Here is a 26,058-nt window from a genome sequence, read left to right as displayed (position 1 = left end):
CATACCGGAGCTCAGTGGTTTCTCCTCCCTTTAGCCACTGTCCACTCCGGATCACGTTCGGTTCGCTCCTCCCTTTAGAACCAACGTTCAGAAACGGTGACGCCCTCCTCCTCCCTGGCGTCACCGTTTTTTTATGTCTGCCGGTCAGAAATCGGGCAGCGCGCAGGCCAGAGAATCGAGCAAACGCCCCGGACTTGCCGCTTAGGCCACGCCCGCGCGCAGCGCGTCATGGATATGCACCAGACCCTGAAGCCGGCCTTCCGCATCCACCACAAAAAGCGCGCTGATCTTGTTGGCGTTCATCACGCCAAGCGCCTCTGTCAACAGGATATCGGGCCGCGTGCTGCGCGGGTGACGCGTGGCGATCTCGCCCGCCTTGCGCTCCATGAGCCCATCGAGGTTGCGCCGCAAATCGCCATCGGTGATGACCCCGGTGAGAATGCCGCGCTCGACCACCGCCGCCACGCCAAACCCCTTGGCCGTCATCTCGATCAAGGTCTCGCCCATGCTGCTATGCTCATGCACGATAGGCAGCGCATCGCCCTTGTGCATCACGCTCCCCACCTTGAGAAGCTGCGCCCCAAGCGTGCCGCCGGGGTGGAAATCGAGGAAATTCTCGCGCTCGAACCCGCGCTGCGTCATCAGCGCCACCGCCAGCGCATCGCCCAGCGCCAGCGTGCAGGTGGTCGAGGTGGTCGGCGCCATGCCGATGCCACAGGCCTCGGGCGCATCCGGCAGCTCGAGCACATGATCGGCCTGCTGGCCGAGCGTGCTCTCGGTCTTTTTCGTGATCGCGATGAGCGGAATGGAAAACCGCCTTGTATGGGCGATCATATCGGCAAGCTCGCGGGTCTCGCCGGAATTGGAAATGAGAATCACCGCATCCTGCGCGGTGATCATGCCAAGATCGCCATGGCTCGCCTCGCCGGGATGCACCATCTGCGCCGGGGTGCCGGTGCTGGCCATGGTGGCGGCGATCTTATGGGCAATATGGCCCGACTTGCCCATGCCCGACACGATCACCCGCCCGCGCACATCGAGCAGCAGCTCGATCACCCGGTCAAAACTCTCCGACAAGGCCTCGCGCATCGCCAGAAGGGCCTCGCCCTCGATGGTCAGAACCTCGCGGGCAATCTCGGCGGGTTTCGGCGGCAGGCTCATCATCAGGCTCCGGAATGGCATATATCCTTGCGTGATACCCCGCCCCCGGCCCAAGGGAAAGCCCCGGCTTGGCGATGCAGCAAAGGCGCGCCCATCGGGAAATATGCCGCCACCACCGGGGTTTGCCTCCGACGCGATTGACTTGACGCGCGACCATGGCCCACAACATCCCCAAACCGAGCGTTTCCAGTCTAAGGGGCTTTCCCATGAAAATTGCGATGATCGGCACGGGCTATGTTGGTCTTGTTTCCGGTGTGTGTTTCTCCGATTTCGGTCATGATGTGGTCTGCGTCGACAAGGACCCCAACAAGATTGCGATGCTCGAACGCGGCGAAGTGCCGATCTTTGAACCGGGTCTCGACCGGCTCATGGAGAAAAACGTCGAGGCGGGCCGCCTTTCGTTCACCGGCGATCTGAAAGCCGCCGTCGACGGGGCCGAGGCGGTGTTCATCGCGGTCGGCACGCCGACCCGGCGCGGCGATGGTCACGCCGATCTGAGCTATGTCATGGCCGCCGCCGAAGAGATTGCCCAAGCCGCCAGCGACTATGTGGTGATCGTCACCAAATCGACCGTGCCCGTCGGCACCAACCGCCGTGTCAAACAGGTGGTGAAAAAGGCCAATCCCGGGCTCGATTTCGATGTCGCCTCGAACCCCGAGTTCCTGCGCGAAGGCGCGGCCATCGACGATTTCATGAAACCCGACCGCATCGTCGTCGGGGTTCAGAGCGACCGCGCCGCCGAGGTCATGGCCGAGGTCTACCGCCCGCTCTACCTGCGCGACTTCCCGATCCTGACCACCGATCTGGAAAGCGCCGAGATGATCAAATACGCCGCCAATGCCTTTCTCGCGACCAAGATCACCTTCATCAACGAGATCGCCGCGCTCTGCGAACGCACCGGCGCGGATGTGAAAAAGGTGAGCCATGGCATCGGGCTCGACGGGCGGATCGGCAATAAATTCCTCCATGCCGGTCCCGGCTATGGCGGCAGCTGCTTCCCCAAGGACACCCGCGCCCTCGCCCGCATCGGCCAAGAACACGGGCTGCCCATGCAGATCACCGAAAAGGTCATTTCGGTGAACGAAGAGATGAAGCGCCGGATGATCGACAAGCTGCTCGATCTCTGCAGCGGCTCCTTCAATGGCAAGACGGTGGCGGTGCTCGGCGTGACCTTCAAACCCAATACCGACGACATGCGCGACGCGCCCTCGCTGACCATCGTGCCCGCCATGGTGGGCGCCGGGGCCAAGGTCCGGGTCTGCGATCCGCAAGGCCATCACGAGGGCGAGGCGCTCTTGCCCGGGGTGCAATGGGTCGATGATCCCTACAAGGCCGCGCAAAAGGCCGATCTTCTGGTGATCCTGACCGAGTGGAATGAATTTCGCGCGCTCGATCTCAAGCGGCTGGCGAAACGGATGCAGACGCCGCGCATGGCCGATCTGCGCAACATCTATTCCCCCAAGGATGCCAAACGCGCCGGGTTCGAAGCCTATGATTCGGTGGGCCGCGCCGGGTTCTTCCCCGAGGCGTGAGACCACTTAGCCGCTTGATACCACATCGCCGGCCGGGCCGGCTACACCCACCAGCCCCTCATCGGAAATCATGCCCAGCAACGCATCATAGACTTTTGAAAACAGCCCGGAGCCACCACGATCACTGCCAAAAGCACTAAGTGCCTGAACTATTAGAGTGTCAAGTTCGTCTTTCTGGCTTTGGGTAAAGGTAAACGGCATCACTCTTCAATAATCCAATTCAAGACCACGGATCGCACATAACGGTCAATCGTGATCCAATCCGGGACGGAACTTTCATCATTCAACCATAGCTCGTACCTCAAGTTAAGATTTCGGAAGATTCGATACTCGATATGGCAAGTTGGAGCGCAAAACCAAATGCGAAGTGGTGACCCAATTGGACTTTGGTAGGTCTCTGGAAACATCCATCCTCCACCATAAACCTTCGGATTATTTCCTCTGCGGCGATAAAAACCTTTATCGGTCAAAACGCCCTCGGCAGCGAATAAGTCAATCGATTGCTTTTCACTCCGCTCAGCACTTTCGGCGCTGATATTTGAAAGGCGAATCGTTCTAACCCGCACGCCTTCGGCGCCCGGAACACCAAAATCCCCATGGCCCAGCCTGGCATCAATAAACCCGCCCCAGATTTTGCTCACTTCTATCGGTTCATCCTGGCAGGGCATATCGTGCAGGAGCCCGCCGCCTTTAAGCGTCACCAACCATGCATTGGGTGAGGGAAGCGCAAATACGGTTCTTTCTTGGATTTCGCCACCGTTCTTAAACAAACTGAGAAGCGAGACTTCCAGAGTTTCGCCGTAACAGGCGGCCTGATCGGTGTCGGCCATCGCAGGCGGGCTGATCAAAAGCATCAGGGCGAAAATAACCAAACCAGCAATCTTACTGAATTACTTTAGGTAATTTCGCGTGGATTTCACAGGGCACCTTTAAAATATTTACACTCGCCTTGTGAAATTCGATCAAAATGGAAGCAAAATTGCAAGAACGAATATCCGCGCTTATTTCTGGCCAATCTGTATCATGAAGATTTTGCAGAGAAATTTCGCTAAGCTCCGCATCCTTTGAATTCAGGCGGAGCGCTGCGAACGTCAGGTCTTATGCCGATTGAGGGTCTCGGAAACGGTTTAGACACGGAAAACACTTCAGCCAGTTCGCTGGTGGAATAGTCGCCCGTGCTAAGCATCCGACAGAGATCGCATTGCGGTTTGTCAAAACTTTGGCGGCTTGCCCCGCTGCTTGCCTTTGCCGCGGGTGATGACCATGCTTTCGCGTGCGGCTGGCCCCTGCTGCGGATGGCAGTCACCACACGCTGACAGAAGACGATCTGGAAATCATTCAAGGGGCTTGTCGCCACAGCATCCCAATTGTCCGACACATTCGCCGCTGATACAATGGCGCGTCTCGGGTACGGATATCATCGCTTCCGATGTTGTGCCTCGCATGCTGCGGGCGATCGGCAATTGTGCCGCGCCCCAGAGGGAACCGCTGATGGCAGCAAGCAAGATCATCCTGGACACGGCGGCGGCGGCGATCCTACCGCTGACATTTCTTCGCCGTGACTTCGCGTGTTTGCGGTATCTGGAAGCGGAGGCAGATGCGGAAAGCGTGGTCCGAAAGATCGCTGTCCTGTTCTATCTGCACGCGGGCTAACGCTCAGGCGATATTTGGCAGGCCCAGCCCAGCCGTTTCTGCAACCTGGATGAGGCGCTGATGCGCGCGCCACTCCGAGGCTGGCGATGCCGATCACGCCCGACACCTGACTGGACGACCGCAACGCCCGAATGGCTGACGCCCTGCACCGTCTTGCGCATGCGGCTAAGGCCACGGCTGTACCGGGAGGTTCCGTCGAGGACGTGATCTGTCTCCCGCGCGATCCCTTACGTTTATGTAAAGCCTGCCCCAGCTGCCGGAATGACTCGCCTCTGGAAAGGCGGGGCCGCTACCGCGCATTCTTAGGCTATGCGATTCCCGAACTTCAAGGCCAAAGCGAAACAGACGAAAACCGCCTCGGCCCTCTGGCCGGGGTCGCCCGCAACCCTGCTCAGATGGGCTGATCAGTCGAGAAACCGCATATGCTTGTCGCCCCGCGCTTCGGCGAGGGCGATCTGCTTTTGACGTTCGCGAAACCGCTCCTTATCGGCCACCGTCGTTTCACCGACGCAATACCGACAGGATACACCGTGCTCATAATCGTCCCGTTTCATGTCCTCGGGCAGGATCGGACGGCGGCACGCATAGCAGAGCTCATGCGGCCCTTCGCGCAGCCCATGGCCCACCGACACCCGCCCGTCAAAGACGAAACATTCGCCATCCCAGGTGCTCTCGCTCTCGGGCACCTCTTCGAGATATTTGAGGATGCCCCCCTTGAGGTGATAGACCTCCTCCACCCCCTGCCCGATCAGGTAGTTGGTGGATTTCTCACAGCGAATGCCGCCGGTGCAGAACATGGCGATTTTCTTGTTGTGAAACCGCGCCTTATTCTCTTCCCACCATTTGGGAAAATCGCGGAAACTGGCTGTTTCAGGGTCGATTGCGCCCTGAAACGTGCCGATCGCCACCTCGTAATCATTGCGCGTGTCGATCACCGCCACATCGGGGCTCTGGATGAGCGCGTTCCAGGCTTCGGGCTCGACATAATGGCCGACCTTGGCCAAGGGATCGACATCCGGCTGCCCCATGGTGACGATCTCTTTCTTGACCCGCACCTTGAGCCTGCGAAACGGCTGCTCGGCCGACTGGCTTTCCTTATGCTCAAGCCCCGCACAGCCCGGCAACCCCCGCAGATGCGCCAGCACAAGCTCGATCCCCGCCCGCGGCCCGGCAATCGTGCCATTCACCCCTTCACGCGCCAACAAGAGCGTGCCGCTGATCCCCTCCGCCTCGCAGAGCTGCAAGAGCGGCCCGCGCAGCGCGGCCGGGTCATCGAACCGGGTGAAATGATAGAGGGCGGCGATTGTGAACATGGCCCGCGATGTAAGCAATCCCAGCGTCCCGGGCAAGGCGGCATTGACGCAAAAGGCCGCGCTCTCTACCCCTTGTTTACCGGAAAAGGCTTACCGGAAAAGGAGACCCGCCATGGCCCATGCGCTCATCGTGATCGACCTGCAGAATGATTTCTGCCCCGGCGGCGCGCTGGCCGTGCCCGAGGGCGACAGCATCGTCGCGGGGATCAATGACATCATGGCGGGGTTTGACGCGGTGGTGCTGACCCAAGACTGGCACCCGGCCGGGCATAGCAGCTTTGCCAGCGCCCATCCCGGACGCGCGCCCTTCGATCTGGTCGAGATGGACTATGGCCCGCAGGTGCTCTGGCCCGATCACTGCGTGCAGGGCAGCCAAGGCGCGGAATTTCACGCGGCGCTTGCCACCGACCGCGCCGATCTCATTATCCGCAAGGGCTATAACCCGGCCATCGACAGCTATTCGGCCTTTTTCGAGAATGACCGCCAGACCCCCACCGGGCTGCATGGCTATCTGCAGACCCGCGCCATCGACACGCTGACCATGGTCGGTCTGGCGACGGATTTCTGTGTGAATTTCTCGGCAGTGGATGCCGCGCGTCTCGGCTATGCGGTCTCGGTCGACAGCCGTCTCTGCCGCGCGATTGATCTCGATGGCTCGTTCGAGGCGGCGCTTCAGGGCATGAAACAGGCCGGCGTCACGCTTGCCTGATCACCCGCCGCATCCGCCACAGCGCCAGCCAGGTCCAGGCCAAGAGGATCCCCGCCGCCGCGCCCAGCGCATCGGCCATCAGATCCGCCGCCTCTGACATACGGCCCGTATAGGGCTGCACAATCTCGATGAGCAGCCCATAGGCCACCGCCGCGAGCCAGATCCCCGGCGCGGCCATCGGCCGGGCCAGCGTCATCGGCACCACCAACACCGCAAAGCCCAAGGCATGAAGTAGCTTGTCATTCGCCCCGGACGGCAGCCCCGGCACCACAGGCATCAAGGCGAGCACGGCAAAGCCCAGGACCATAAGCCCGGTCACAAGACAGGCGGCCCGAACCGCCCCGGTTTGCGAAATCTGTTGTGCCACTGCGTCATGCCTCATCTGCGTGCCCCGCGCCGGATCGACGCTAGGGTCATTGCCAACTATCTGGCCGTGATTGCCCCGTCGCACAAGGGGTCTGCCCCCCGGCCACCCGCTCTGGGCGGGAATCTGCGCGATGTCCCGCCGCGATTCGAGGTCATAAATTCCATACTCGCCAGCAAACCCGATTGGGCTTATACCGGCGCGACCCTGCCGCGTATGAGTGAGGCAGAGATTTGAAGAGGATATATCATGGCGCGTAAATATTTCGGAACCGACGGTATTCGGGGCACAGCCAACCAGTTTCCGATGACCGCCGACAATGCGCTGCGCATCGGCGCCGCCGCCGGCCGGCATTTTCGCAAGGACGGGCTGAACGGCCACCGTGTGGTGATCGGCAAGGACACCCGCCGCTCGGGCTATATGCTGGAAAACGCGCTGACCGCTGGTCTCACATCGACGGGGATGAACGTGCTGCTGCTGGGGCCGATCCCGACGCCCGCGGTCGGCTTTCTCACCCGCTCGATGCGCGCCGATCTCGGCATCATGATCTCGGCGAGCCACAATCCTCACCATGACAATGGCATCAAATTCTTCGGCCCCGACGGGTTCAAGCTCTCGGATGCGGATGAGGCGGCGATCGAGGCCATTCTCGAAGGCGATGTCACCCCGGCCCAGCCCGGCAATATCGGCCGCGCCAAACGGATCGAGAGCGGCCGCGGCCGCTACGTCGAATATGCCAAGACCACCTTTCCGCGTGATCAACGGCTGAGCGGGCTCAAGATCGTGGTCGATTGCGCCAATGGCGCGGCCTATCACGTCGCCCCCGAGGTGCTCTGGGAACTCGGCGCCGAGGTAATCCCGGTGGGCGTGACGCCGGACGGGTTCAACATCAATGCCGATTGTGGCTCGACCGCGCCGCAGACCGCCGCCCGCGAAGTGCTCAAACACGGCGCCGATCTCGGCATCTGCCTCGATGGCGACGCCGACCGCATCATCTTGATCGACGAAAAAGGTCAGGTCGCAGATGGCGATCAGATCATGGCCCTCTTCGCAAGCCGCTGGGCCGCGCAGAACGCGCTGGCCCATGGCACGCTGGTGGCGACGGTGATGTCGAACCTCGGACTCGAGAATTTCATCAAGGGCAAGGGGCTGACGCTCGAACGCACGGCGGTGGGTGACCGGCATGTGGTGGAACGGATGCGCGCCGGCGGGTTCAATCTCGGCGGCGAACAATCGGGTCATATCGTGATGACCGATTTCGCCACCACCGGCGACGGGCTCATCGCCGGGCTGCAGTTCCTGTCGGCCATGGTCGAAAGCGGCCAACGCGCCAGCGAGCTGGTGCAGAATTTCGCCCCGGTGCCGCAGATCCTTGAAAACGTGCGCTTTGATGCGGGCAGCGATCCGCTCGGCGCCGAGCGGGTCCAATCCGCGATTGCCGCGCAGGAAAAACGCATCGCCGATCGCGGCCGCATCCTGATCCGCAAATCGGGCACCGAGCCGCTGATCCGGGTGATGGCGGAATGCGAGGATGAAACGCTTCTGCGCGAGGTGGTGGGCGAGATTGCCGGCGCCGTGCGCGAGGCTGGAAAAACCGCCGCCTAGACGACCCCCGTCAAAACCGCCGACACAAAAGACGCGTGCCCTAGCGGCGCGCGTCCCAGCTGATCGAGGCTTGCTGACGGGTGTAGAACTCGCCCAGCAACCCGATCATCATGAGGACGATCGTCACGTAGAGCGGGTATTCGATCGAGGAATTGCGCGGCAGGTAGTTGACGAAAACAAACCCCCGCATCTGGTCGATACAATGGAACAGCGGGTTCCAATCGAACATTGCCAACATATAGGCGGGCAGGGTGTTGGCCACGAACATCTTGCCCGAGGCGATCATATTGGCCCGCTGATAGACGGTGGTGAACACGCCGACAAAGCCGGGAAACCACGGCTTGATCGCATAGAGCACCACGCCGATGGCGACCCCAGAGAGCCAGGCCAGCAGGAACATGCCAAAGGCCTTGAACGGCTGTTCGATCTCGAACGGGGTAAAGCCCACGTGATAGACAAAGAGCACCAGAAACAGGGTCAGCACCTGAATATAGAGCGCGCCAATCGCCGCCGAAGTGATGGCGATCACCGTGTTCATCGGCGCGTGTTTCATCATCGCCGAGGACGGGCCTTCGGCCCCGGCCACCGCGCCCAAGGTCTTGGTATGGGTCAGGAAAACGAAAATCCCCGACATGATATAGAGCAGGAAATCCCCGCGCAGCGCAGCGCCGCGCAGGCCAAGCAACGAGAACATCAGGTAAAAGGCCGCGACAAAAAGAATGGCCTGAAACAGGTTGATCGCCAGCGCCATCAAGGCATTGCCATGCCCCTTGCGGACATCGCGCACCACCGAGTGATAGATCAGCTCGAGGATCGAGATCGCCGATTGCAATCGGGATTTGGGTTTGACTTGTTGAAACATGACCTCACCCGAGGGGGTTGCTGCACGATAGTTAAGACGGAATTCTTGCTGTCCCGTTAGCACCGTACCATAAGTGGGCACTGTAAATGGATCAACTGCTCATCAGCAGGGCCAAAAGGAGACGAAACTTGGACCATTCTCAACTTGTAACAGTGATGCGCCGCCTTGCCCTCGAAGCTGGTGACAAGATCATGGAAATCTATCAGGCCGATGATTTCGAGATCAAATCCAAGTCCGACGACAGCCCGGTGACCGCCGCCGACGAAGCGGCAGACGCCATCATCTCCGCCGGTTTGCGCGCCGCCTTTCCCGATGTGACCCTCGTCACCGAGGAACAGGCCGCCTCGCACAGCCAGCGGGCCGAGACCTTTCTCATCGTCGATCCGCTCGACGGGACCAAGGAATTCATCCACCGCCGCGGCGATTTCACCGTCAACATCGCCTATGTGGAAAACGGCGTCCCGCAGCGCGGCGTGGTCTATGCCCCGGCCAAGGGCCGCATGTTCTTTACCCTCGCCGATGGCCGCGCGGTCGAGGAAACCGGCCCGTTGGACAAGGACAGCATCGGCGACACCGCCCCCCTGTCGGTCAGTCAGGCCGACAATAGCGCGCTCTTGGTGGTGGCCTCCAAATCGCACCGCGATCAGGCCACCGACGATTACATCGGCAAATACGCCGTCAAGGACATGAAGAGCGCGGGCTCGTCGCTCAAATTCTGTCTCGTCGCCACCGGCGAGGCCGACATCTATCCCCGCGTCGGGCGCACGATGGAATGGGACACCGCCGCCGGTCATGCCGTGCTCTTGGGGGCGGGTGGTCAGGTGGTGCGTTTTGACGATCACAGCCCGCTCACCTATGGCAAGGAAGATTACGCCAACCCGTTCTTCATCGCCTATGCCCCCTCCGTTGACCTGAAAGAGGCCTGATGTCCGTTCTTCTCGCCATCCCCGCCCGCTATGCCTCGACCCGCTATCCCGGCAAACCGCTCGCCACGCTGACCGGCGCCACCGGCGAGGCCAAGAGCCTCGTCCAGCGCTCGTGGGAGGCCGCCTGCGAGGTCAAGGGCGTCGATCGCGTCGTCGTGGCCACCGATGACGACCGCATCCGCGAGGCCGCCGAAGGCTTTGGCGCCGAGGTGGTGATGACCTCGCCCGACTGCGCCAATGGCACCGAACGCTGCGCCGAGGCGCTCGACGTGCTCGGCGGGGGCTTTGACATGGTGGTGAACCTGCAAGGCGACGCGCCGCTGACCCCGCATTGGTTCGTCGAGGATCTGATCAAGGGTCTCGACGACGACCGCAGCGCCCAGGTCGCGACCCCGGTGCTGCGTTGCGACGGGGCGGCGCTCAACGGCTTTCTCGAGGACCGCCGCAATGGCCGGGTCGGCGGCACCACGGCGGTCTTTGCCGCCAACCGCCACGCGCTCTATTTCTCGAAAGAGGTTATTCCCTTCACCGGTCAGGCCTTTGCCCCTGCGGATCAGACGCCGGTGTTCCACCATGTCGGCGTCTACGCCTACCGTCCCGAGGCACTGTCGCAATACCGACGCTATACCGCCGGGATACTGGAACAGCTCGAAGGGCTCGAACAGCTCCGGTTTCTGGAGAACAACGCCCCCCTGCTCTGCGTCGAAGTCGAGGCCCAAGGCCGCGAATTCTGGGAGCTCAACAACCCTGAGGATGTGCCGCGAATTGAGGCGATGATGGCAAAAATGGGAATGTCCTGACAAAAGCCGGGCGGACTATGCAGCATTGCACACAAAATATCGGTGCTGCTTCCAAAATCCCTCAAGCTCGCCCAAAAATCGTCGCTTTTCTCACTAATCCTTGGCCTCACCTACGTTCCGTAATGTAGGGTGGGTACAAAAATAAATGCGTTCTGAGGAATATGGGTATGCGATCTAAGGTAACCAAAGCAATTTTTCCAGTCGCCGGGATGGGAACGCGCTTCCTGCCTGCGACCAAATCCGTTCCAAAAGAGATCATGACCTTGGTGGACCGCCCGCTGGTCCAATACGCCATCGACGAGGCCCGCGAGGCCGGGATCAAAGAGTTCATCTTCATCACCTCCCGCGGCAAAGGCGCGCTCGAAGATTACTTCGACAACGCCCCCGCGCTCGAGGCCGAGCTGCGTAAAAAGGGCAAGGACGACCTGCTCGAGATCCTCAAATCCACCAATATGGATTCGGGCGAAATCGCCTATATGCGCCAGCACAAGCCGCTGGGTCTTGGCCATGCGGTCTGGTGCGCGCGCCGTCTGATCGCCAATGAACCCTTTGCCGTGATCTTGCCGGATGACGTGATCGCCGCCGAAAAACCCTGTCTCGCCCAGATGGTCGAGGCCTTCGAGGAAACCCAGGGCAATATCGTCGCCGCGATGGAAGTGCCCGAGGACAAGGCCTCGTCCTACGGTATTCTCGATATCAAGGAAGACATGGGCTCGATCGTCTCGACCAAGGGGATGGTGGAAAAACCGGCCCCCGGGCAGGCCCCATCGAACCTCGCGGTCATCGGCCGCTATATCCTGACGCCCACGGTGCTTCAGAAGCTCAACAAAAAGACCCCGGGCGCCGGCGGAGAGATCCAGCTCACCGATGCCATTGACGCCGCGCGCGCCGACGGCGAAGAGGTCTATGGCTTCCGCTTCCGGGGCCAGCGCTTTGACTGCGGCTCCAAGGCCGGGTTCCTGCAGGCCACCGTGGCCTTTGCGCTCGCGCGGGACGATCTGCGGGACGAGCTCGAATCCTACCTCTGTGACATCGTTCATTCGCGGCAGGCTGCACAATAACACGACGCCGGGGGGCTTATGTCGAATATACTTGTAACTGGCGGTGCTGGTTATATTGGCTCGCACGCGTGCAAGGCTTTGCGCGCGGCGGGCTATACGCCGATCACCTATGACAACCTGTCGACCGGCTGGCAGGAGGCGGTGAAATTCGGCCCCTTCGAACAGGGCGATCTGCTCGACCGTGCACGGCTCGACGACGTCTTCGCCGCCTATCAGCCCTCTGCCGTGATGCATTTCGCCGCGCTGAGCCAGGTCGGCGAAAGCATGGTCAAACCCGGTCTCTACTGGCACAACAACGTCACCGGCTCGCTCAACCTGATCGAGGCCGCCGTCGCGGCGAATTGCCAGAATTTCGTGTTCTCCTCGACCTGCGCCACCTATGGCGATCAGGACAATGTCGTGCTCGACGAGGATTGCGCCCAGCATCCGATCAACGCCTATGGCGCCTCCAAACGCGCGATCGAAGACATCCTGCGCGATTTCGAGGCGGCCCATGGGCTGCGCCATGTGATCTTTCGATATTTCAACGTGGCCGGCGCCGACCCCGAGGCCGAGGTGGGCGAGTTTCACCAACCCGAAACCCATCTGATCCCTCTGGTGCTCGATGCGGTGGCGGGCAAGCGCGACGCGCTGACGATCTTTGGCACGGATTACGACACGCCCGATGGCACCTGCATCCGCGACTATGTCCATGTGATGGATCTGGTCGAGGCCCATGTGCTCGGCCTCAAATGGCTCTCCGAGGACAAGCAGAGCCGAGTGTTCAACCTTGGCACCGGCACCGGGTTTTCGGTGCGCGAGGTGGTCGATCAGGCCGGTCATGTGACCAACGCCCCGGTTCCGATGATCGAAGGCGACCGCCGCCCCGGCGATTGCACCCGCCTCGTCTCGGGCTCGCTCCGTGCCAGTCAGGAACTGGGCTGGCGGCCCGACCGCTCGACCATGAAGCAGATGGTGCGCGACGCCTGGCGTTGGCATCAAACTGGACATTACGAGAAATAGGCACGATTCTGCCCCTCGACTGCCATCTCGGGCGGTCACACTGCCGACCAGACCACCATGCCACGCAAAGGGTCGAATGGTGAACCCGCAGGACGACACACATCGGCTGAGCCGGCTGTTCATGGCCTATCGGCTGCGCTGGAAACGGCGCAGGCTGCTATTGCGCGCGTGGCGCAAACGGCGTCAGATCACCGCGCTCTGCGACCGCAGCGACCGGATCGCGCCCGATGCCATCCTGTGCTTTTCCACCATGCGCAACGAAAGACTGCGCCTGCCCTATTTCCTCGATCATCACCGGCGTCTCGGCGTCGGCCATTTTCTCATCGTCGACAATGGCAGCGATGACGGCACGGTCGAGTACCTCCGCGATCAGCCCGATGTGTCGCTCTGGCAGAGCGGGGCGAGCTATCGGCTGTCGCGTTTCGGGGTCGACTGGCTCACCTGGCTGCAGATGCGCCACGGCCATGGCCATTGGTGCCTGACGCTCGACGCGGACGAGCTCTTTATCTACCCGTTCCACGAAACCCGCCCCCTCGCGGCGCTGACCGATTGGCTCGACGATCGGCAGATCGGCTCGATGGGGGCGCTGATGCTCGACATGTACCCCAAGGGCGCGCTGGCCGAGGCCGAGTATCGTCCCGGGCAGGACCCGACAGAGGTTCTGCAATGGTTCGACAGCGGGAATTACATGATCCAGCGGCAGCCCCGGCTGGAAAACCTCTGGATACAGGGCGGCCCCCGCGCCCGCGCCTTTTTCGCCAAGGAACCGCGCCGCGCCCCCACCATGGGCAAGGTGCCTTTGGTCAAATGGAACCGCCGCTTTGCCTATGTGAGCTCGACCCATTCGATCCTGCCGCGGCGGCTCAACCATGTCTATGATGAGACGGGCGGAGAAAAGCTCTGTGGCGTGTTGCTGCACACGAAATTTCTGCCCATCATCACCGCCAAATCGGCCGAGGAAAAACAGCGGGGCGAACATTTCGCAAATTCTGAGCTCTATGAAACCTATTACGACGGTTTGATCGAGAACCCCGATCTTTGGTGCTCTGGTTCGCGGCGCTATCGCGGCTGGCGACATCTGGAGGCGCTGGGGCTCATGTCCCGCGGTCTGTGGCTTTGACGAGAAGGATTGTTTACCTTATGGAAACAAAAGACTTGTTAGGCTTCGCTTTGGCGAAATCAGCCCCGCGTGCACAAGGACGGAACCACACCTATATGCCCTCCCGTGTCCGACATTCCTGCACCCGACCCGAGGGCTGCCCAGCGTGAGTATCTGGCAGTCATACAAGATGCGCATCCGGCGCAAACACGCCAAGGCCCGCGCCTTTCGCAAGCATTTCTCGATGACGGCGCTGGTCGACCAGACGGGCAAGATCCGCTCTGGCGATGTGCTGCTCTTCTCGACCATGCGCAACGAACATATCCGGCTGCCCTATTTCCTCAAATATTACCGCGATCTCGGCATCGGGCATTTTCTCATCGTCGACAACAACAGCACCGATGGCTCTGCCGCCTATCTCGCCGAACAGCCCGATGTTTCGGTCTGGAGCACCTCTGGAAGCTACAAGGGCTCGCGGTTTGGTGTCGACTGGCTCAACTGGCTGCAGTCGAAATACGGCCATGGCCATTGGACGCTTGTCGTCGATCCGGACGAATTCTTTGTCTACCCGTTCTGTGACACCCGCCCGATCAAGGCGCTGACCGATTGGCTCGACAGTTCCGCGATCAAGAGCTTCGGCACCATGCTGCTCGACATGTACCCCAAGGGGCGGATCGACGCGGTGCCTTACCGCATCGGGCAGAACCCGATGGAGATTGCCGGCTGGTTCGATCCCGGCAATTACATGATCGAGAAGAACAAGAAATACGGCAATCTCTGGATACAAGGCGGGCCACGGGCGCGGGTGTTCTTCCCCGAAACGCCGCGCCAATCGCCGGCGCTCAACAAGATCCCGCTGGTGAAATGGCACCGCCGCTACGCCTATGTGAGCTCGACCCATATGCTGCTGCCGCGCGGGCTCAACCATGTCTATGACCAATGGGGCGGCGAAATGGCCTCGGGCATCCTGCTCCATGCCAAATTTCTCGACACGTTCACCGCCAAAGCCGAGGAAGAGCTCAGCCGCCGACAGCACTACCGCAACTCCGCCGAATACAAGGCCTACGCCGACACGCTGCGCGACACACCAGAGCTGTGGTGCAAATGGTCGGAGAAATATATAAACTGGCGACAACTCGAAATTCTCGGGCTGATGTCCAAGGGCAATTGGGCATGAGGAAAAGGGCAGGTTACGCATGAGCGTGGGCATCATCATGCTGGTCCACACGGCGCTGGGGCGGGCCGAACAGGTCGCACGCCACTGGGCGGCGTCCGACTGTCCCATCGTGATCCATGTCGACCGCTCGGTGCCCTCCAAGACCTATTCCGCCTTTGTCGAGGCGCTCTCGGATGTGCCGAAACTGCGGTTCTGCAAACGCCACCGCTGCGAATGGGGCACCTGGGGCCTCGTCGCCGCCTCGCAATCCGCCTCCCGCGTGATGCTGCAAGAGTTCAGCGAGGTGCGTCATGTCTATCTCGCCTCCGGCTCCTGCCTGCCGCTGCGCCCGGTGCAAGAGCTGCTCGACTACCTCGCCGCCCGGCCACAGACCGATTTCATCGAAAGCGCCACCACCTCGGATGTGCCCTGGACCATCGGCGGGCTGGACGAAGAACGGTTCACCCTGCGGTTTCCCTTCTCTTGGCGCAAGCACCGCTATCTCTTTGATAAATATGTGCAGTTTCAGCGCAAGATCGGCTTTCGCCGGCGCATCCCGAACGGGCTCGTGCCGCATATGGGCTCGCAATGGTGGTGCCTGACCCGGCAGACGCTATCGGCCATTCTCGAAGACCCGGAACGCGAACGCTATGACCGCTATTTCAAGCGGGTCTGGATCCCGGATGAGAGCTATTTTCAAACGCTCGCCCGGCAATATTCGCGCCAGATCGAAAGCCGGTCTCTGACCCTGTCGAAATTCGACTATCAGGGCAAACCGCATATTTTCTACGACGACCACCTACAGCTTTTGCGCCGCTCCGACTGCTTTGTCGCGCGCAAGATCTGGCCCCATGCGAACAAGCTCTACGAGGCCTTCCTGACCGATGCCGCCGGTGCGATGAAACGGTCCGAACCGAACCCCGGCAAGATCGACCGCATCTTCGCCAAGGCGGTGGAACGCCGGACCCGAGGCCGCCCCGGCCTCTATATGCAGAGCCGCTTTCCGGTGGAGACCCGCGAAAACGGGCTGACCTCGGCGCCCTATTCCGTCTTCCACGGCTTCGCCGAGCTCTTTGAGAATTTCGAACCTTGGCTCGCCCGGATGACCGGCACCCGCGTCCATGGCCATCTTTTTGCGCCGGAACGGATCGAATTTTCCGACGGCCAGATGGTCATGAATGGCGCGCTCAGCGATAGCCCGCATTTGCGCGACTACAACCCGCGCGCCTTTCTCGCCAACCTGATCTGGAACACCCGTGGCGAACGCCAATGCTTCCAATTCGGGCCGCGCGACAACCAGAAAATCAACTGGCACATCTCCAAAGACCCCAACGCCCAGATTTCCGTCATCTCTGGCAGCTGGGCCGTGCCGCTGTTTAAATCGAACATGAATTTCGCCGACATCCGGCGCGAGGCGGCCCGCCTGCAACAGATCGAGAGCAAGCATCTCGAAATCCTGCGCTCCTCCTGGACCAAGGCGCGGGTGCGGATCTGGACCATGGCGGAATTCATCGAATCCCCGATGGAGCCGCTGCAAACCATCATCGACGAAATCGGCCCGGCGCAGACCACGCGCGGCCTCGCCGAAGTGCCACAGATGGCCGATCTCACCGGCTTTGGACAATTCCTGCAGAACCTCAAGAATCAGGGCATGCACCCCTATCTCATGGGCAATTTCCCCGTGGTTCAGGACCCCCAGCACACACAGTCCAACCCCCGCAAACCCTATCTGGTCCGGTAAGCCTTTATGTCCCCTCGTTTCGATTATTTCGTGATCTTTGCGGAGATGCGCACAGGGTCCAACCTGCTGGAGAGCAATCTCAACGCCTATGACGGGCTGCAATGCCATGGCGAGGCGTTCAACCCGATCTTCATCGGCTATCCGAACAAGACGGAAATCCTCGGCATCACCCAGTCGATGCGCGACGCCGATCCGCTGCGGCTCATCGCGACCATCCGCGAACATTCCGAGGGGCTTGGCGGCTTTCGTCTTTTCCACGATCACGACAGCCGCGCCATCGATCATTGTCTCAACGATCCGCGCTGCGCCAAGATCATTCTCAACCGCAACCCGGCCGAGAGCTATGTTTCGCTCAAGATCGCGCAGGAAACCGGCCAGTGGAAGCTCACCAATGTCAAACGCCGCCGCGATGCCAAGGCGCGGTTCGACGCCGCCGAATTCGACGCCCATGTCAGCGCCCTGCAGGAGTTTCAGCGCAAGCTGATGCGCCAGCTGCAGCTCACCGGGCAGACCGGTTTCTACATCGGCTATGACGACCTCAACGATCTCGACATTCTCAACGGGCTGGCCCGGTTCCTCGGCTGCGAAACACAGCTCGAGACGCTCGAGACCCAGCTCAAGATTCAGAACCCCGAACCGCTCTCGGACAAGGTTTCCAATTTCGACGACATGGCCCGCGCGCTGGCGGGCGAGGACCGGTTCAACCTGACCCGCACCCCGGATTTTGAACCCCGCCGCGGCCCGGCCGTGCCCAAGTTCATCACCGGGGCGCGTGCCCCGCTCCTGTTCATGCCGATGCCCTCTGGTCCCACGGACGAGGTCACCGCCTGGCTCGCGGCGCTGGACGGCGTCGCCCCCGACACCCTGCCGACCCAGCTCAAGCAAAAGGATCTGCGCCACTGGATGCGCAGCACCGCCGGGCATCGCAGCTTTACCGTGCTGCGCCATCCCGTCGCCCGCGCCCATGCCGCCTTTTGCCAGCGTATCCTGCACACAGGGCCACAGTCCTTTGACGCCATCCGCCGGGTCATGCGCAATTTTCACAAGCTGCCGATCCCCGGCAATGGCCCCGACGATGGCTATGATCGGCGCGCCCATCACGCGGCCTTCCTCGCCTATCTCGACATCATCAAGGCCAATCTGCGCGGCCAGACGAGCTTTCGCGTCGATCCCAACTGGGCCACGCAAACCACCGTGCTGCAGGGGTTCGGCGGCTTTCGCCTGCCCGATCAGATCCTACGCGAGGACGAGCTTGGCTCTGCCCTGCCCGCGCTCGCCGCGCGGCTCGGCTATGAGGCGGGCACCGCCGCCAGCGCAGAAGACGACACGCCCTTCGCCCTCGCGGAAATCTATGATTCCGAGATCGAGAGCAGCGTCGCCGACATCTATCAAAAAGATTATGTGGAGTTCGGGTTCGGCCCCTGGGCCTGAGCCGCGCAACGGTTTGGCCGCGCGGCGGTGAACAGGCGGATCAGGCCGCCTGCACCGATTGCGCTTCGGTCAGGATCGTGTGGATCGTGGCCGCGTCATTGTTCGACCGCAGCTTGGTGCAGATGCTCTTGTCGCGCATCGTCCGCGACACCAGCGCCAGCGCCTTGAGATGCTCGACCCCGGCCTCGCGCGGAGCAAACAGCGCAAAGACAAGATCCACCGGCTGCCGGTCCACCGCGTCGAAATCCACCGGCTTTTCCAGCAGAATGAACGCGCCACAGACCTTGTCGACCCCGTCGAGACGGGCATGCGGCAGGGCCACGCCATGTCCCACGCCCGTCGGTCCGAGGCTCTCACGCTCGAGCAGGGCTTCGACCACCGCATGGGCTTCTATTCCATAGGTGGCCTCGGCCAGATCGCCCAATTCATGCATGAGGCGTTTTTTGCTCGAGACGGCCGCAACAACGCGCACCGCCTCGGGCTCGAGGATATTGGCAAGATTCATGTCAGCTCCGTCAGGCACGGCGCAGCGCGCCTGAGACCTCGTATTTTTTAGGGGTCGATCCAACCGATGTTGCCGTCTTCGCGGCGATACACGACGTTCAACCCATCCTTTGACTCATTGCGGAAAATCAGCACTGGCGCCCCTGCAAGTTCCATTTGCATCACCGCTTCACCAACACTCAGAGACGGGATTCTCGTCTCGGTTTCGGCCACGATGATGGGCTGCAGCGTCTCCGGTTCCGATTCCCCATCTTCAGCTTCCGTGGCGAGGATATACGAGGAAGCCCCAAAAAGTTCAACCGGCTGGACCCGATCGCGGTGATGGTCTTTCAGGCGGCGCTTGTAGCGGCGCAGCTGTTTTTCCATCTTCTCGCAGCACGAATCAAAAGCGGCATAGATTTCATGGGCTTGCGCGCGTGCCTGTGCGGTGAGCCCGGTCGACAGATGGACCGTCGCCTCGCAAGCATAAGCGCTCGCATTCTTAGAAAAGATGATATTCGCATCCGTCGGGCGTTCTGCATATTTCTCGACGGCGGCGCCCAGGCAGTCTTTGACATGTGTCTGCAAGGCAGCGCCGACATCGATTTGTTTGCCACTGATTTGGTACCGCATCTCATCTCCTTCATTTGACAGGTCGACAGGTCGCACCCGGGCTATGGACCCGGTTGTGATGCGTCAGGTTCGACCGTTGGGAAATGACATTGGCCGGGAAAGTGCTGATCCGACCCCTGTGCAAGGGGTGCCGTTTTCAGAGAGCGCTAAACCGGCGATTGTCATAGTTCAATTGACGCCCGTTGCGCGGCTTTTGTCAATCTCCATCGCATCATTGCAGTGCAAAAACGCGCCGAGAGGCCATCTGTTTCAGTAGATTTTGAAATTCTCGCCGAGGTAGACACGGCGCACGTTTTCATTCGCCACCACGTCATCCGCAGTGCCCGACATCAACACCTGCCCATCATGCAAGATATAGGCGCGATCCACAATTTCGAGCGTCTCGCGCACATTGTGATCGGTGATCAGAACGCCAATGCCGCGTTTCTTGAGATCGGCCACCAGATGGCGAATGTCGCCAACGCTGATCGGATCGACCCCGGCAAAAGGCTCGTCCAGAAGCAGGTATTTCGGATCGGCCGCCAGACAGCGGGCAATCTCGACCCGCCGCCGTTCCCCACCCGAAAGCGCCAGCGCAGGCGCCCGGCGCAGATGCTCGATGGAAAACTCCGACAGAAGCTCTTCGAGACGCTCGCGCCGCTTGCGGCGGCTGGCATGGGTGATGTCGAGAATGGCCATGATATTGTCTTCGACCGACAGCCCCCGGAAAATCGACATCTCCTGCGGCAGGTAACCGACGCCAAGCTTGGCCCGGCGGTACATCGGCAGATGGGTCACTTCGCGCCCGTCGATCTCGACCCGGCCGCCTTCCGGAAACACCAGACCGGCGATGGCATAGAAAGTCGTCGTCTTGCCCGATCCGTTGGGCCCGAGCAGCGCCGCCACCTCGCCCTGCTTCACCTCGAGCGACACATCACGGATCACCACGCGCTTGCGATAGCTTTTGCGCAGGTTGCGGATCGTCAGGCCAGAGGCGTCATGGGCTAGGGTCAGCTCGGGTCGCGTCATTGGCCGCGGCTCTGCGGTTGCAACACGGTCTTGACCCGGCCCGCCATACGCGCGGTGCCGGCCACGGTATCGACGAACATCTGATCACCGGTGATCGCGCTCGCGCCCTGCACGAGCAGCACATCGCCATCCATGGTGATGATGCCGGTGGAGACATTGTAATCGGCCTGCTGCGCCTCGGCGGCATCCGCGCCGCTGACCAGGGTCACGCCCTCTTTGGCCTCGAGCTTTTCGATCTCGGACTGGCCCTCTTGGTAATGCACTTTGACCCAAGGGGCCGACAGGCGCATATCGCCCTGCGCAATGAGCACATCGCCGGTAAAGATCGCCGTGCCGTCCTTTTGATCCACCGACAGCGTTTCGGCGGTCACTTCGACCGGCAGGTCGCGCGAATGAGGCGAGGCGCCAAAGGCCACTTGCGTGCCTTGCGCCTGCGCAGACAGCCAAGAGGCGCTCAGCCCCAGTGCTGCGACAGTCAGAACTGTTCGGATCACGGCAGTCATTCCTCGTTTCCCCGCGGCTTGTATACCAGTTTCACCCCTCCGGTGAACAGCAAATGCGTGCGGCCTTCTTCCTCAGAAGACGTAAGATGCATCCGGCCCGCCTCCAAATCCCCCGGCGGACCTTTGCCGGTCACCGGTCCGGGGCTTTCGACGGTCAGCGGCTCGAACTCGGCCACGATCCGCTTGGAGTTGAGTTGATAGCCCTGCGAAGTGGTTACCACCACCTCGCCCAAGAGCTCTGCGCTCATCATGTTGCGGCTGGTGCGGCCATTGGCGGCGGTGACCGTCACCACCGTGCCGCCATCGAGGGTGATCTTGGCATTGGGCCGGTCGGCCAAAAGCTGCCCATCCGCCGAGAGATCGGGGCGCACCATGACGGCCTCGAATGTCACCTGTTCGCCGCCTTGCGTCACGCCGGAAAAACTCGGGTTGCTGGCGCCTTGATCCTGCGCCCGCTGTTCGAGATCGACCTCGGTCACCGGGATGTCCTGCGTCGGATCGACGGTGCGCGACAGCAGGAACAGCGTCGACAACAGTCCGAGCGCGATCACCGGCAGGATGATCTTCATCCAGCCCACAAAGCGCGTATGAAACTCTCCCTGTGCCACGCCCGCCCTCAATGTGCGAAAAGATCGTCGTCCGGCCAGCCGGCCAGATCGAGCTGCGCCCGCATGGGCAGGAAATCGAAACAGGCCTGCGCCATCTCCATCCGTTCTTCGCGCAAGAGCCGCACGTTGAGCGCCTCGCGCAGCCGGTGGAGATAGAGAACATCCGACGCCGCATAATCGATCTGCGCTGTGCTGAGCTCGGCCCGCCCCCAGTCCGAGCTTTGCTGATGCTTGGAAATGTCGACGCCCAAGAGATCCTGCAACAGGTTCCGAAGCCCATGCCGGTCGGTATAGGTCCGCACCAGCTTGCTCGCGATCTTGGTGCAATAGACCGGCGCCGCCACCGCGCCAAAGGCGTTCAGCATCGCGGCAATGTCGAACCGCCCGAAATGAAACAGCTTGAGCACATCGGGATTTTCCAACAGCCGGACGAGGTTCGGCGCCGTGCGCTGCCCCTTGGCCACCTGCACCAGATGCGCATGGCCATCGCCCCCCGAGAGCTGCACAACACAGAGCCGGTCGCGATGCGGCAGCAGGCCCATGGTTTCGCAATCAATCGCCACGATGGGACCGAGATCCAGATCATCGGGCAGATCGCCCTTATAAACCGTGTTCGTCATATCAAACCTTATGCGCGCCGCTGCGCAGGGAATATATAGGCCGTCAAACAGACGCTACAAAATTTTACGTTACATTATGAGCCCGGCTAGACGTCGGGATCGACCTTGCCGCGCAGCGATTTGACCTCGCCGCGCGTTTTCTTGGCCTTGAGACGCCGTTTTTTCGATCCAAGCGTCGGCCGCGTCGGGATCCGCCGCTTGGGTTTCACCGCCGCCTTGGCGATCAACTCGGCAAGACGCTGCCGGGCGATCTCGCGGTTGCGGGCCTGGCTGCGGGTCTCCTCGCATTGGATCACCAACGTGCCCGCATCGGTCCAGCGCCGCCCCGCCAGCCGCTTGAGCCGCCGCTTCACCGGATCGGGCAGGTTGGGCGAGCGTTCCGCCTCGAACCGCAGCTCGACCGCGGTCGAAACCTTGTTCACATTCTGCCCGCCGGGACCGCTCGACCGGACAAATTGCTCTGTCAGCTCCCAGTCTTCTATCGAAATGTCGTCGGTCACATACAGCATGGCGCAGGGTCTAGCAGACAGGGGGTCAAAACGGAACGAGCCCCCTTAGGGGGCCCGCCTCGAGAATCGGAGGTGGTAAGCAGGTCCGTAAAAGGCACCTGGAACCAGGCTCGATATAGAAGGGCTGCCTTCTAAACCAATACCCCGCTCGTATCCTTAACCAGCTGCTCCTGTTTCCCAATAATCATTGGCACCTCCTTTCTGGCTGTTATCCATATCTAGGAGACTGCCACAGATTTCGCTAAAGTCAAAATTTTTCACACCATATTTTGTGAAACCTTGGTGACGATGAGTCGAAACGGTATCAGGGCGAGCAGCCCGATAATGAGTTTGAGCACCCAATCCGCCAGCATCAAGGTCACCCAGAGCGGCGCTTCGGGACCGATGAGCAAGAGCGGCGCGCCCTGCCAGGCCCAGCTCACATCGGCATCCGCCGCCGCCCCGAAAATGGTGATCCATGCGGCAAAGGAGATGGTGAAAAACAACAGCGTATCGACGCTCGACCCGATCACCGTCGAGGCCAGCGGCGCCCGCCACCATTTGCCGCCGCGCAGCCGGTCGAACACCGCGATATCGAGAAGCTGCGCCACGAGGAACGCCGTGGCCGATCCGATCGCCACCCGCAGCGACACTGCCGGCCCATGCTCGAGGATGATCTGCGTGCCGATCAGGCTGCTGATGATGCCCACGACAAATCCGACCAGAACCACCTGCCGCGCCGCCTTTGGCCCGTAAATGCGGTTCATCACATCGGTGACCAGAAAGGCCAGCGGATAGCTGAACGCGCCCCAGGTCAGGAGCCCGTCGAGCAGCAAAAATTGCACAAGAATATTCGAGGCCACCACAATGGCGGCCATGGCGATCACGCCCGGGAAAAGTTTCATCGTTGATCCGTTTTCGTCAAGGTTGCGGAGACTTGGCCCTCACACACATGCAAAACAGACAAGGGCAGCGGGGGTTTAGCCCTCCGCTGCCCATTCGTCAATCAGACTTGCAAACCCCGGTTTAGCGCGACTGCAACACGCCGACGCATTGCTCTGGCAGGTTGGCCATGGTCAGCTCGCGCCGCGGTTTCGGCTTGGGCGCATTCGGGTCGGGCGGCGGCGGGTTGAGGATGTTGCGCACCCATTGTTCCGCATCCTTGCAGCCATCGCCTGCGGGCGGCGGCGCTTGATCGACACAGCCGCGCATGCCGCTCGGACATTTGAGCCGGACATGGAAATGATAGTGATGCCCCCACCACGGCCGGATCTTGCGCAGCCAGCTCTTGTCGCCCTTTTCATCGCGGCACATCTGCACCTTGGCCCCCGGAAAGACAAAGATGCGCGCCACGCGCGGATCCTGCGCCGCCGCCTTCATCACCTCGTGATGCTGACGGGTCCAGCGGTCGTTGACATAGGCCCCATTGGCCCGGCGCATCGAGATTGACGACAGGCTCTCGCGCTCGGCCCGGCTCAGGTTGAGCCGCTTCGGCGGCAGCATCCAGATATCGGCATCGAGCCCGATCTGGTGGCTGCGATGCCCGGTGAGCATCGGCCCGCCACGCGGCTGGCTCAGATCGCCGATATAGATCCCGGCCCAGCCGGGCTGTTGCGCGGCCTTCTGCGACAGGCCGATGAGATAGTTCAAAAGCTCAGGATGCCCCCAGTTGCGGTTGCGGCTGAGCCGCATCGCCTGCCAGGTCGGCCCGGTCTCGGGCAGTTGCACACCGCCCGCCAGACAGCCCTTGGAATAGCCGCCAAAGGGTTGCGCCCGCTGCTGCGACCCCGAGGTCTTCGCACCAAAGAGCCGCTTGGCCTCGACGCCTTGCATATTGCTCGGAATGCTCTGTGAAAAGCCCGGGCCGCCGCTGGCCAAGGCCATTGAAATACCAAATAAAATAGCACGGATCATATGGTCTGGTCCCCCTCTGCTCGCACCCAGCGTAACAGCAGCAGACCGACGAGGAAAAGCCCAATTACCGGCGTAATACCGATCCGCGCATTCCCGCTCATTTCGGTCACCAGCCACACCAGCGCCGGGGCCAGAAACGCCGTCGCCCGCCCCGAAAGCCCATAGAGACCAAAGCTTTCGGTCGGTGCCTCGGGGTCCGTATGACGCACCATGAGCGACCGGCTCGCCGATTGCAGCACCCCGCCCAAACCGCCGATCAGCACCCCGCAAAACAGGAACACCCGATCCGGCAGCACACTGCCCTCGGCGATCGGGATCCACAGGATCTGTTCGCGGTTCATGCTGACCACCACCACACAGACCGCCATCAGCCCAAGGATCGACCCGATGATCACCGGCTTCGGCCCCAGCCGCGAATCGAGCCGCCCGCCGACCCAGGAAAACACCGCCGCCGCAAAGGCCCCGATGATGCCGAACACCCCCACCTGCACGATGCTCCAGTTCAGCACCAAGAGCGCATAGGTCCCGCCGAACCCATAGAGCCCGTTGAGCGCATCACGATAGAGCATCGACGACCCGAGATAGGCGCTGAGGCTGAGGCGGTGGCGCAGATTGGCCACCGACCGGCCCAACAGGCGCAGCGCATCGCCCATGCCCCGGCCCCGCCGCGCCGCGGGCCGGTCCCGCACCCACAGGAAATAGGGCACCATGAAGAGCGCAAACCAGATCGCCACAAAGGGGCCGACAAACCGCGCCCCCTCGCGCAGCGCCGGATCAAGCCCCAGCGCCGGATCGAGCCCGACAAGCGTCTTGCCATTCGGCTGCTCGAGGAAAAACACCAGCATGAGGATCAGCGCGGTCAGCCCGCCGGCATAGCCAAAGGCAAAGCCCGAGCCAGAGATCTTGCCGACCTCCTCGCGCGTCCCGAGCGAGGGCAGCTGCGCATTGATAAAGATGAGCGCATATTCCGCGCCGATGAACCCGATGCCAAAGGTGATCAGCCCCCAATAGAGGTTCGACCCGTCTGGCTGCATCCACCAGATGCCCGCCGAGCCAAGCACATAGAGCACCGAAAACCCCGCGATCCAAGGCAGCCGCTTGCCCGCCGTATCCGCCATCGCCCCGAGCACCGGCGCGCCAAACCCGATGATCAGCCCGGTGATGGTGAGACAGGCCGACCACAGGCTCTGCGCCTGCGCATCGGCGGCCATCTCGTCGAGACCCTGCGCCGCGAAATGCCCGGTCGCGACCGAGGCAAAGAACGGCCCAAAGACAAAGGTGACAAGCAGCGTGTGATAAGGCTGGCTGGCCCAGTCAAAGAAAAACCAGCCCCAGATGCGTTTCTTCGCGGAAATCTCGCCCATGCCTGCCCCTCACTACCCGTTG

28 protein-coding genes are annotated in these 26,058 nt (G+C 61.5%); 12 read left to right on the top strand and 16 right to left on the bottom strand.

The genetic code is table 11. The features are described 5' to 3' along the window. Positions 1-201: 201 nt before the first annotated feature. On the bottom strand, positions 202-1,182 hold the full coding sequence (locus WA237_RS04950; RefSeq protein WP_286909114.1) for a KpsF/GutQ family sugar-phosphate isomerase: 981 nt from the start codon (positions 1,180-1,182) through the stop codon (positions 202-204). 185 nt (positions 1,183-1,367) lie between these two features. On the opposite strand from WA237_RS04950, the gene WA237_RS04945 reads away from it, so the two are divergent. Beyond that, complete coding sequence (locus tag WA237_RS04945) at positions 1,368-2,693, top strand: UDP-glucose dehydrogenase family protein (RefSeq protein WP_336096872.1); 1,326 nt, start codon at positions 1,368-1,370, stop codon at positions 2,691-2,693. A 6-nt stretch (positions 2,694-2,699) separates the two neighbouring features. On the opposite strand, the gene WA237_RS04940 is transcribed toward WA237_RS04945, so the two are convergent. Continuing rightward, positions 2,700-2,894, bottom strand: a complete 195-nt coding sequence (locus WA237_RS04940) for a hypothetical protein (RefSeq protein ID WP_336096871.1) — start codon at positions 2,892-2,894, stop codon at positions 2,700-2,702. Continuing rightward, positions 2,894-3,565, bottom strand: coding sequence for a hypothetical protein (locus WA237_RS04935; RefSeq protein WP_336096870.1), 672 nt, complete (start codon positions 3,563-3,565; stop codon positions 2,894-2,896). The genes WA237_RS04940 and WA237_RS04935 overlap by 1 nt, the downstream gene beginning before the upstream one ends. Positions 3,566-4,184: 619 nt before the next feature. Between WA237_RS04935 and WA237_RS04930 the strand changes: the two genes are divergently transcribed. After that, a complete protein-coding gene (locus WA237_RS04930) occupies positions 4,185-4,346 on the top strand; it encodes a hypothetical protein (protein WP_336096869.1) in 162 nt (53 codons plus the stop codon). Between the two features lie 404 nt (positions 4,347-4,750). Here WA237_RS04930 and trhO read toward each other — a convergent pair whose 3' ends face one another. Continuing rightward, on the bottom strand, positions 4,751-5,659 hold the full coding sequence (gene trhO, locus WA237_RS04925; RefSeq protein ID WP_009813436.1) for an oxygen-dependent tRNA uridine(34) hydroxylase TrhO: 909 nt from the start codon (positions 5,657-5,659) through the stop codon (positions 4,751-4,753). A 112-nt stretch (positions 5,660-5,771) separates the two neighbouring features. Between trhO and pncA the strand changes: the two genes are divergently transcribed. Continuing rightward, positions 5,772-6,368, top strand: a complete 597-nt coding sequence (pncA, locus tag WA237_RS04920) for a bifunctional nicotinamidase/pyrazinamidase (RefSeq protein ID WP_009813435.1) — start codon at positions 5,772-5,774, stop codon at positions 6,366-6,368. On the opposite strand, the gene WA237_RS04915 is transcribed toward pncA, so the two are convergent. After that, entirely contained in the window at positions 6,355-6,750 is a 396-nt protein-coding gene (locus tag WA237_RS04915; protein ID WP_050754121.1) for a VanZ family protein, read from the bottom strand. The two genes, pncA and WA237_RS04915, sit on opposite strands and share 14 nt — an antisense overlap. A 231-nt stretch (positions 6,751-6,981) precedes the next feature. Here WA237_RS04915 and glmM point away from each other — a divergent pair, with 231 nt between their 5' ends. Then, complete coding sequence (glmM, locus tag WA237_RS04910) at positions 6,982-8,337, top strand: phosphoglucosamine mutase (protein ID WP_216015441.1); 1,356 nt, start codon at positions 6,982-6,984, stop codon at positions 8,335-8,337. A 40-nt stretch (positions 8,338-8,377) separates the two neighbouring features. On the opposite strand, the gene WA237_RS04905 is transcribed toward glmM, so the two are convergent. Next, complete coding sequence (locus tag WA237_RS04905) at positions 8,378-9,199, bottom strand: ABC transporter permease (protein ID WP_009813432.1); 822 nt, start codon at positions 9,197-9,199, stop codon at positions 8,378-8,380. 128 nt (positions 9,200-9,327) lie between these two features. Here WA237_RS04905 and cysQ point away from each other — a divergent pair, with 128 nt between their 5' ends. The 8 genes from cysQ (at position 9,328) to WA237_RS04865 (ending at position 18,415) form a co-directional block, all read left to right on the top strand. Next, positions 9,328-10,125 (top strand): 3'(2'),5'-bisphosphate nucleotidase CysQ, encoded by a 798-nt coding sequence (gene cysQ, locus WA237_RS04900; protein ID WP_040617924.1) that lies wholly within the window; start codon positions 9,328-9,330, stop codon positions 10,123-10,125. After that, positions 10,125-10,925, top strand: a complete 801-nt coding sequence (locus tag WA237_RS04895; protein WP_009813430.1) for a 3-deoxy-manno-octulosonate cytidylyltransferase — start codon at positions 10,125-10,127, stop codon at positions 10,923-10,925. The genes cysQ and WA237_RS04895 overlap by 1 nt, the downstream gene beginning before the upstream one ends. Before the next feature lie 167 nt (positions 10,926-11,092). After that, positions 11,093-11,986 (top strand): UTP--glucose-1-phosphate uridylyltransferase GalU, encoded by an 894-nt coding sequence (gene galU, locus WA237_RS04890; RefSeq protein WP_040617923.1) that lies wholly within the window; start codon positions 11,093-11,095, stop codon positions 11,984-11,986. A gap of 18 nt (positions 11,987-12,004) precedes the next feature. Continuing rightward, positions 12,005-12,988 carry a UDP-glucose 4-epimerase GalE gene (galE, locus tag WA237_RS04885; protein WP_286909105.1) on the top strand — a complete coding sequence of 328 codons (984 nt, stop codon included), beginning with the start codon at positions 12,005-12,007 and terminating at the stop codon, positions 12,986-12,988. Positions 12,989-13,064: 76 nt separating this feature from the next. Further along, positions 13,065-14,108 carry a glycosyltransferase family 2 protein gene (locus WA237_RS04880; protein WP_336096868.1) on the top strand — a complete coding sequence of 348 codons (1,044 nt, stop codon included), beginning with the start codon at positions 13,065-13,067 and terminating at the stop codon, positions 14,106-14,108. Between the two features lie 169 nt (positions 14,109-14,277). After that, entirely contained in the window at positions 14,278-15,264 is a 987-nt protein-coding gene (locus tag WA237_RS04875; protein WP_216015521.1) for a glycosyltransferase family 2 protein, read from the top strand. 19 nt (positions 15,265-15,283) lie between these two features. Next, on the top strand, positions 15,284-16,984 hold the full coding sequence (locus WA237_RS04870; RefSeq protein ID WP_009813425.1) for a DUF5927 domain-containing protein: 1,701 nt from the start codon (positions 15,284-15,286) through the stop codon (positions 16,982-16,984). A gap of 6 nt (positions 16,985-16,990) precedes the next feature. Continuing rightward, positions 16,991-18,415, top strand: a complete 1,425-nt coding sequence (locus WA237_RS04865; protein WP_336096867.1) for a nodulation protein NodH — start codon at positions 16,991-16,993, stop codon at positions 18,413-18,415. Between the two features lie 40 nt (positions 18,416-18,455). Here the strand turns inward: WA237_RS04865 and ptsN are convergent, their stop codons facing one another. The 10 genes from ptsN to WA237_RS04815 all read right to left on the bottom strand — a co-directional run bounded on the left by ptsN (position 18,456) and on the right by WA237_RS04815 (position 26,036). Then, positions 18,456-18,920 (bottom strand): PTS IIA-like nitrogen regulatory protein PtsN, encoded by a 465-nt coding sequence (ptsN, locus tag WA237_RS04860; RefSeq protein WP_009813423.1) that lies wholly within the window; start codon positions 18,918-18,920, stop codon positions 18,456-18,458. A 47-nt stretch (positions 18,921-18,967) separates the two neighbouring features. Further along, positions 18,968-19,531: a ribosome hibernation-promoting factor, HPF/YfiA family gene (gene hpf, locus WA237_RS04855; protein ID WP_009813422.1), complete on the bottom strand. Its 564-nt coding sequence runs from the start codon at positions 19,529-19,531 to the stop codon at positions 18,968-18,970. Positions 19,532-19,780: 249 nt separating this feature from the next. Further along, positions 19,781-20,539 (bottom strand): LPS export ABC transporter ATP-binding protein, encoded by a 759-nt coding sequence (lptB, locus tag WA237_RS04850; RefSeq protein ID WP_216015435.1) that lies wholly within the window; start codon positions 20,537-20,539, stop codon positions 19,781-19,783. Then, positions 20,536-21,042, bottom strand: coding sequence for an LptA/OstA family protein (locus WA237_RS04845; RefSeq protein ID WP_040617921.1), 507 nt, complete (start codon positions 21,040-21,042; stop codon positions 20,536-20,538). The genes lptB and WA237_RS04845 overlap by 4 nt, the downstream gene beginning before the upstream one ends. Then, positions 21,039-21,650 carry an LPS export ABC transporter periplasmic protein LptC gene (gene lptC, locus WA237_RS04840; protein WP_336096866.1) on the bottom strand — a complete coding sequence of 204 codons (612 nt, stop codon included), beginning with the start codon at positions 21,648-21,650 and terminating at the stop codon, positions 21,039-21,041. The genes WA237_RS04845 and lptC overlap by 4 nt, the downstream gene beginning before the upstream one ends. An 8-nt stretch (positions 21,651-21,658) precedes the next feature. Further along, the gene (locus tag WA237_RS04835; protein ID WP_009813418.1) at positions 21,659-22,270 is read right to left on the bottom strand and encodes a ribonuclease D; all 612 of its coding nucleotides are present in this window, start codon (positions 22,268-22,270) and stop codon (positions 21,659-21,661) included. Between the two features lie 86 nt (positions 22,271-22,356). Beyond that, complete coding sequence (gene arfB, locus WA237_RS04830; protein WP_009813417.1) at positions 22,357-22,779, bottom strand: alternative ribosome rescue aminoacyl-tRNA hydrolase ArfB; 423 nt, start codon at positions 22,777-22,779, stop codon at positions 22,357-22,359. 257 nt (positions 22,780-23,036) lie between these two features. Further along, the gene (locus WA237_RS04825) at positions 23,037-23,663 is read right to left on the bottom strand and encodes a queuosine precursor transporter (protein ID WP_336096865.1); all 627 of its coding nucleotides are present in this window, start codon (positions 23,661-23,663) and stop codon (positions 23,037-23,039) included. 121 nt (positions 23,664-23,784) lie between these two features. Further along, positions 23,785-24,642: a penicillin-insensitive murein endopeptidase gene (mepA, locus tag WA237_RS04820; RefSeq protein WP_336096864.1), complete on the bottom strand. Its 858-nt coding sequence runs from the start codon at positions 24,640-24,642 to the stop codon at positions 23,785-23,787. A 26-nt stretch (positions 24,643-24,668) separates the two neighbouring features. After that, a complete protein-coding gene (locus tag WA237_RS04815) occupies positions 24,669-26,036 on the bottom strand; it encodes an MFS transporter (protein ID WP_009813414.1) in 1,368 nt (455 codons plus the stop codon). Positions 26,037-26,058: the final 22 nt, after the last annotated feature.

The sequence above is a fragment of the Roseovarius sp. CH_XMU1461 genome, from assembly GCF_037027165.1.
GTDB classification, from domain to species: domain Bacteria; phylum Pseudomonadota; class Alphaproteobacteria; order Rhodobacterales; family Rhodobacteraceae; genus Roseovarius; species Roseovarius nubinhibens.
Note: the sequence above shows the minus strand (reverse complement) of the source record. Positions and strands in the feature narration are given on the sequence as shown.

Excerpts from the sequence above, each read along its gene's own strand:
- WA237_RS04950 (WP_286909114.1), bottom strand. The coding sequence starts at position 1,182 with ATGCCATTCCGGAGCCTGATGATGAGCCTGCCGCCGAAACCCGCCGAG.
- WA237_RS04945 (WP_336096872.1), top strand. The coding sequence starts at position 1,368 with ATGAAAATTGCGATGATCGGCACGGGCTATGTTGGTCTTGTTTCCGGT.
- WA237_RS04940 (WP_336096871.1), bottom strand. The coding sequence starts at position 2,894 with ATGCCGTTTACCTTTACCCAAAGCCAGAAAGACGAACTTGACACTCTA.
- WA237_RS04930 (WP_336096869.1), top strand. The coding sequence starts at position 4,185 with ATGGCAGCAAGCAAGATCATCCTGGACACGGCGGCGGCGGCGATCCTA.
- trhO (WP_009813436.1), bottom strand. The coding sequence starts at position 5,659 with ATGTTCACAATCGCCGCCCTCTATCATTTCACCCGGTTCGATGACCCG.
- pncA (WP_009813435.1), top strand. The coding sequence starts at position 5,772 with ATGGCCCATGCGCTCATCGTGATCGACCTGCAGAATGATTTCTGCCCC.
- WA237_RS04915 (WP_050754121.1), bottom strand. The coding sequence starts at position 6,750 with ATGAGGCATGACGCAGTGGCACAACAGATTTCGCAAACCGGGGCGGTT.
- glmM (WP_216015441.1), top strand. The coding sequence starts at position 6,982 with ATGGCGCGTAAATATTTCGGAACCGACGGTATTCGGGGCACAGCCAAC.
- WA237_RS04905 (WP_009813432.1), bottom strand. The coding sequence starts at position 9,199 with ATGTTTCAACAAGTCAAACCCAAATCCCGATTGCAATCGGCGATCTCG.
- WA237_RS04895 (WP_009813430.1), top strand. The coding sequence starts at position 10,125 with ATGTCCGTTCTTCTCGCCATCCCCGCCCGCTATGCCTCGACCCGCTAT.
- galU (WP_040617923.1), top strand. The coding sequence starts at position 11,093 with ATGCGATCTAAGGTAACCAAAGCAATTTTTCCAGTCGCCGGGATGGGA.
- galE (WP_286909105.1), top strand. The coding sequence starts at position 12,005 with ATGTCGAATATACTTGTAACTGGCGGTGCTGGTTATATTGGCTCGCAC.
- WA237_RS04880 (WP_336096868.1), top strand. The coding sequence starts at position 13,065 with ATGGTGAACCCGCAGGACGACACACATCGGCTGAGCCGGCTGTTCATG.
- WA237_RS04875 (WP_216015521.1), top strand. The coding sequence starts at position 14,278 with ATGCGCATCCGGCGCAAACACGCCAAGGCCCGCGCCTTTCGCAAGCAT.
- WA237_RS04870 (WP_009813425.1), top strand. The coding sequence starts at position 15,284 with ATGAGCGTGGGCATCATCATGCTGGTCCACACGGCGCTGGGGCGGGCC.
- WA237_RS04865 (WP_336096867.1), top strand. The coding sequence starts at position 16,991 with ATGTCCCCTCGTTTCGATTATTTCGTGATCTTTGCGGAGATGCGCACA.
- ptsN (WP_009813423.1), bottom strand. The coding sequence starts at position 18,920 with ATGAATCTTGCCAATATCCTCGAGCCCGAGGCGGTGCGCGTTGTTGCG.
- hpf (WP_009813422.1), bottom strand. The coding sequence starts at position 19,531 with ATGCGGTACCAAATCAGTGGCAAACAAATCGATGTCGGCGCTGCCTTG.
- lptB (WP_216015435.1), bottom strand. The coding sequence starts at position 20,539 with ATGACGCGACCCGAGCTGACCCTAGCCCATGACGCCTCTGGCCTGACG.
- WA237_RS04845 (WP_040617921.1), bottom strand. The coding sequence starts at position 21,042 with ATGACTGCCGTGATCCGAACAGTTCTGACTGTCGCAGCACTGGGGCTG.
- WA237_RS04835 (WP_009813418.1), bottom strand. The coding sequence starts at position 22,270 with ATGACGAACACGGTTTATAAGGGCGATCTGCCCGATGATCTGGATCTC.
- arfB (WP_009813417.1), bottom strand. The coding sequence starts at position 22,779 with ATGCTGTATGTGACCGACGACATTTCGATAGAAGACTGGGAGCTGACA.
- WA237_RS04825 (WP_336096865.1), bottom strand. The coding sequence starts at position 23,663 with ATGAAACTTTTCCCGGGCGTGATCGCCATGGCCGCCATTGTGGTGGCC.
- mepA (WP_336096864.1), bottom strand. The coding sequence starts at position 24,642 with ATGGCCTTGGCCAGCGGCGGCCCGGGCTTTTCACAGAGCATTCCGAGC.
- WA237_RS04815 (WP_009813414.1), bottom strand. The coding sequence starts at position 26,036 with ATGGGCGAGATTTCCGCGAAGAAACGCATCTGGGGCTGGTTTTTCTTT.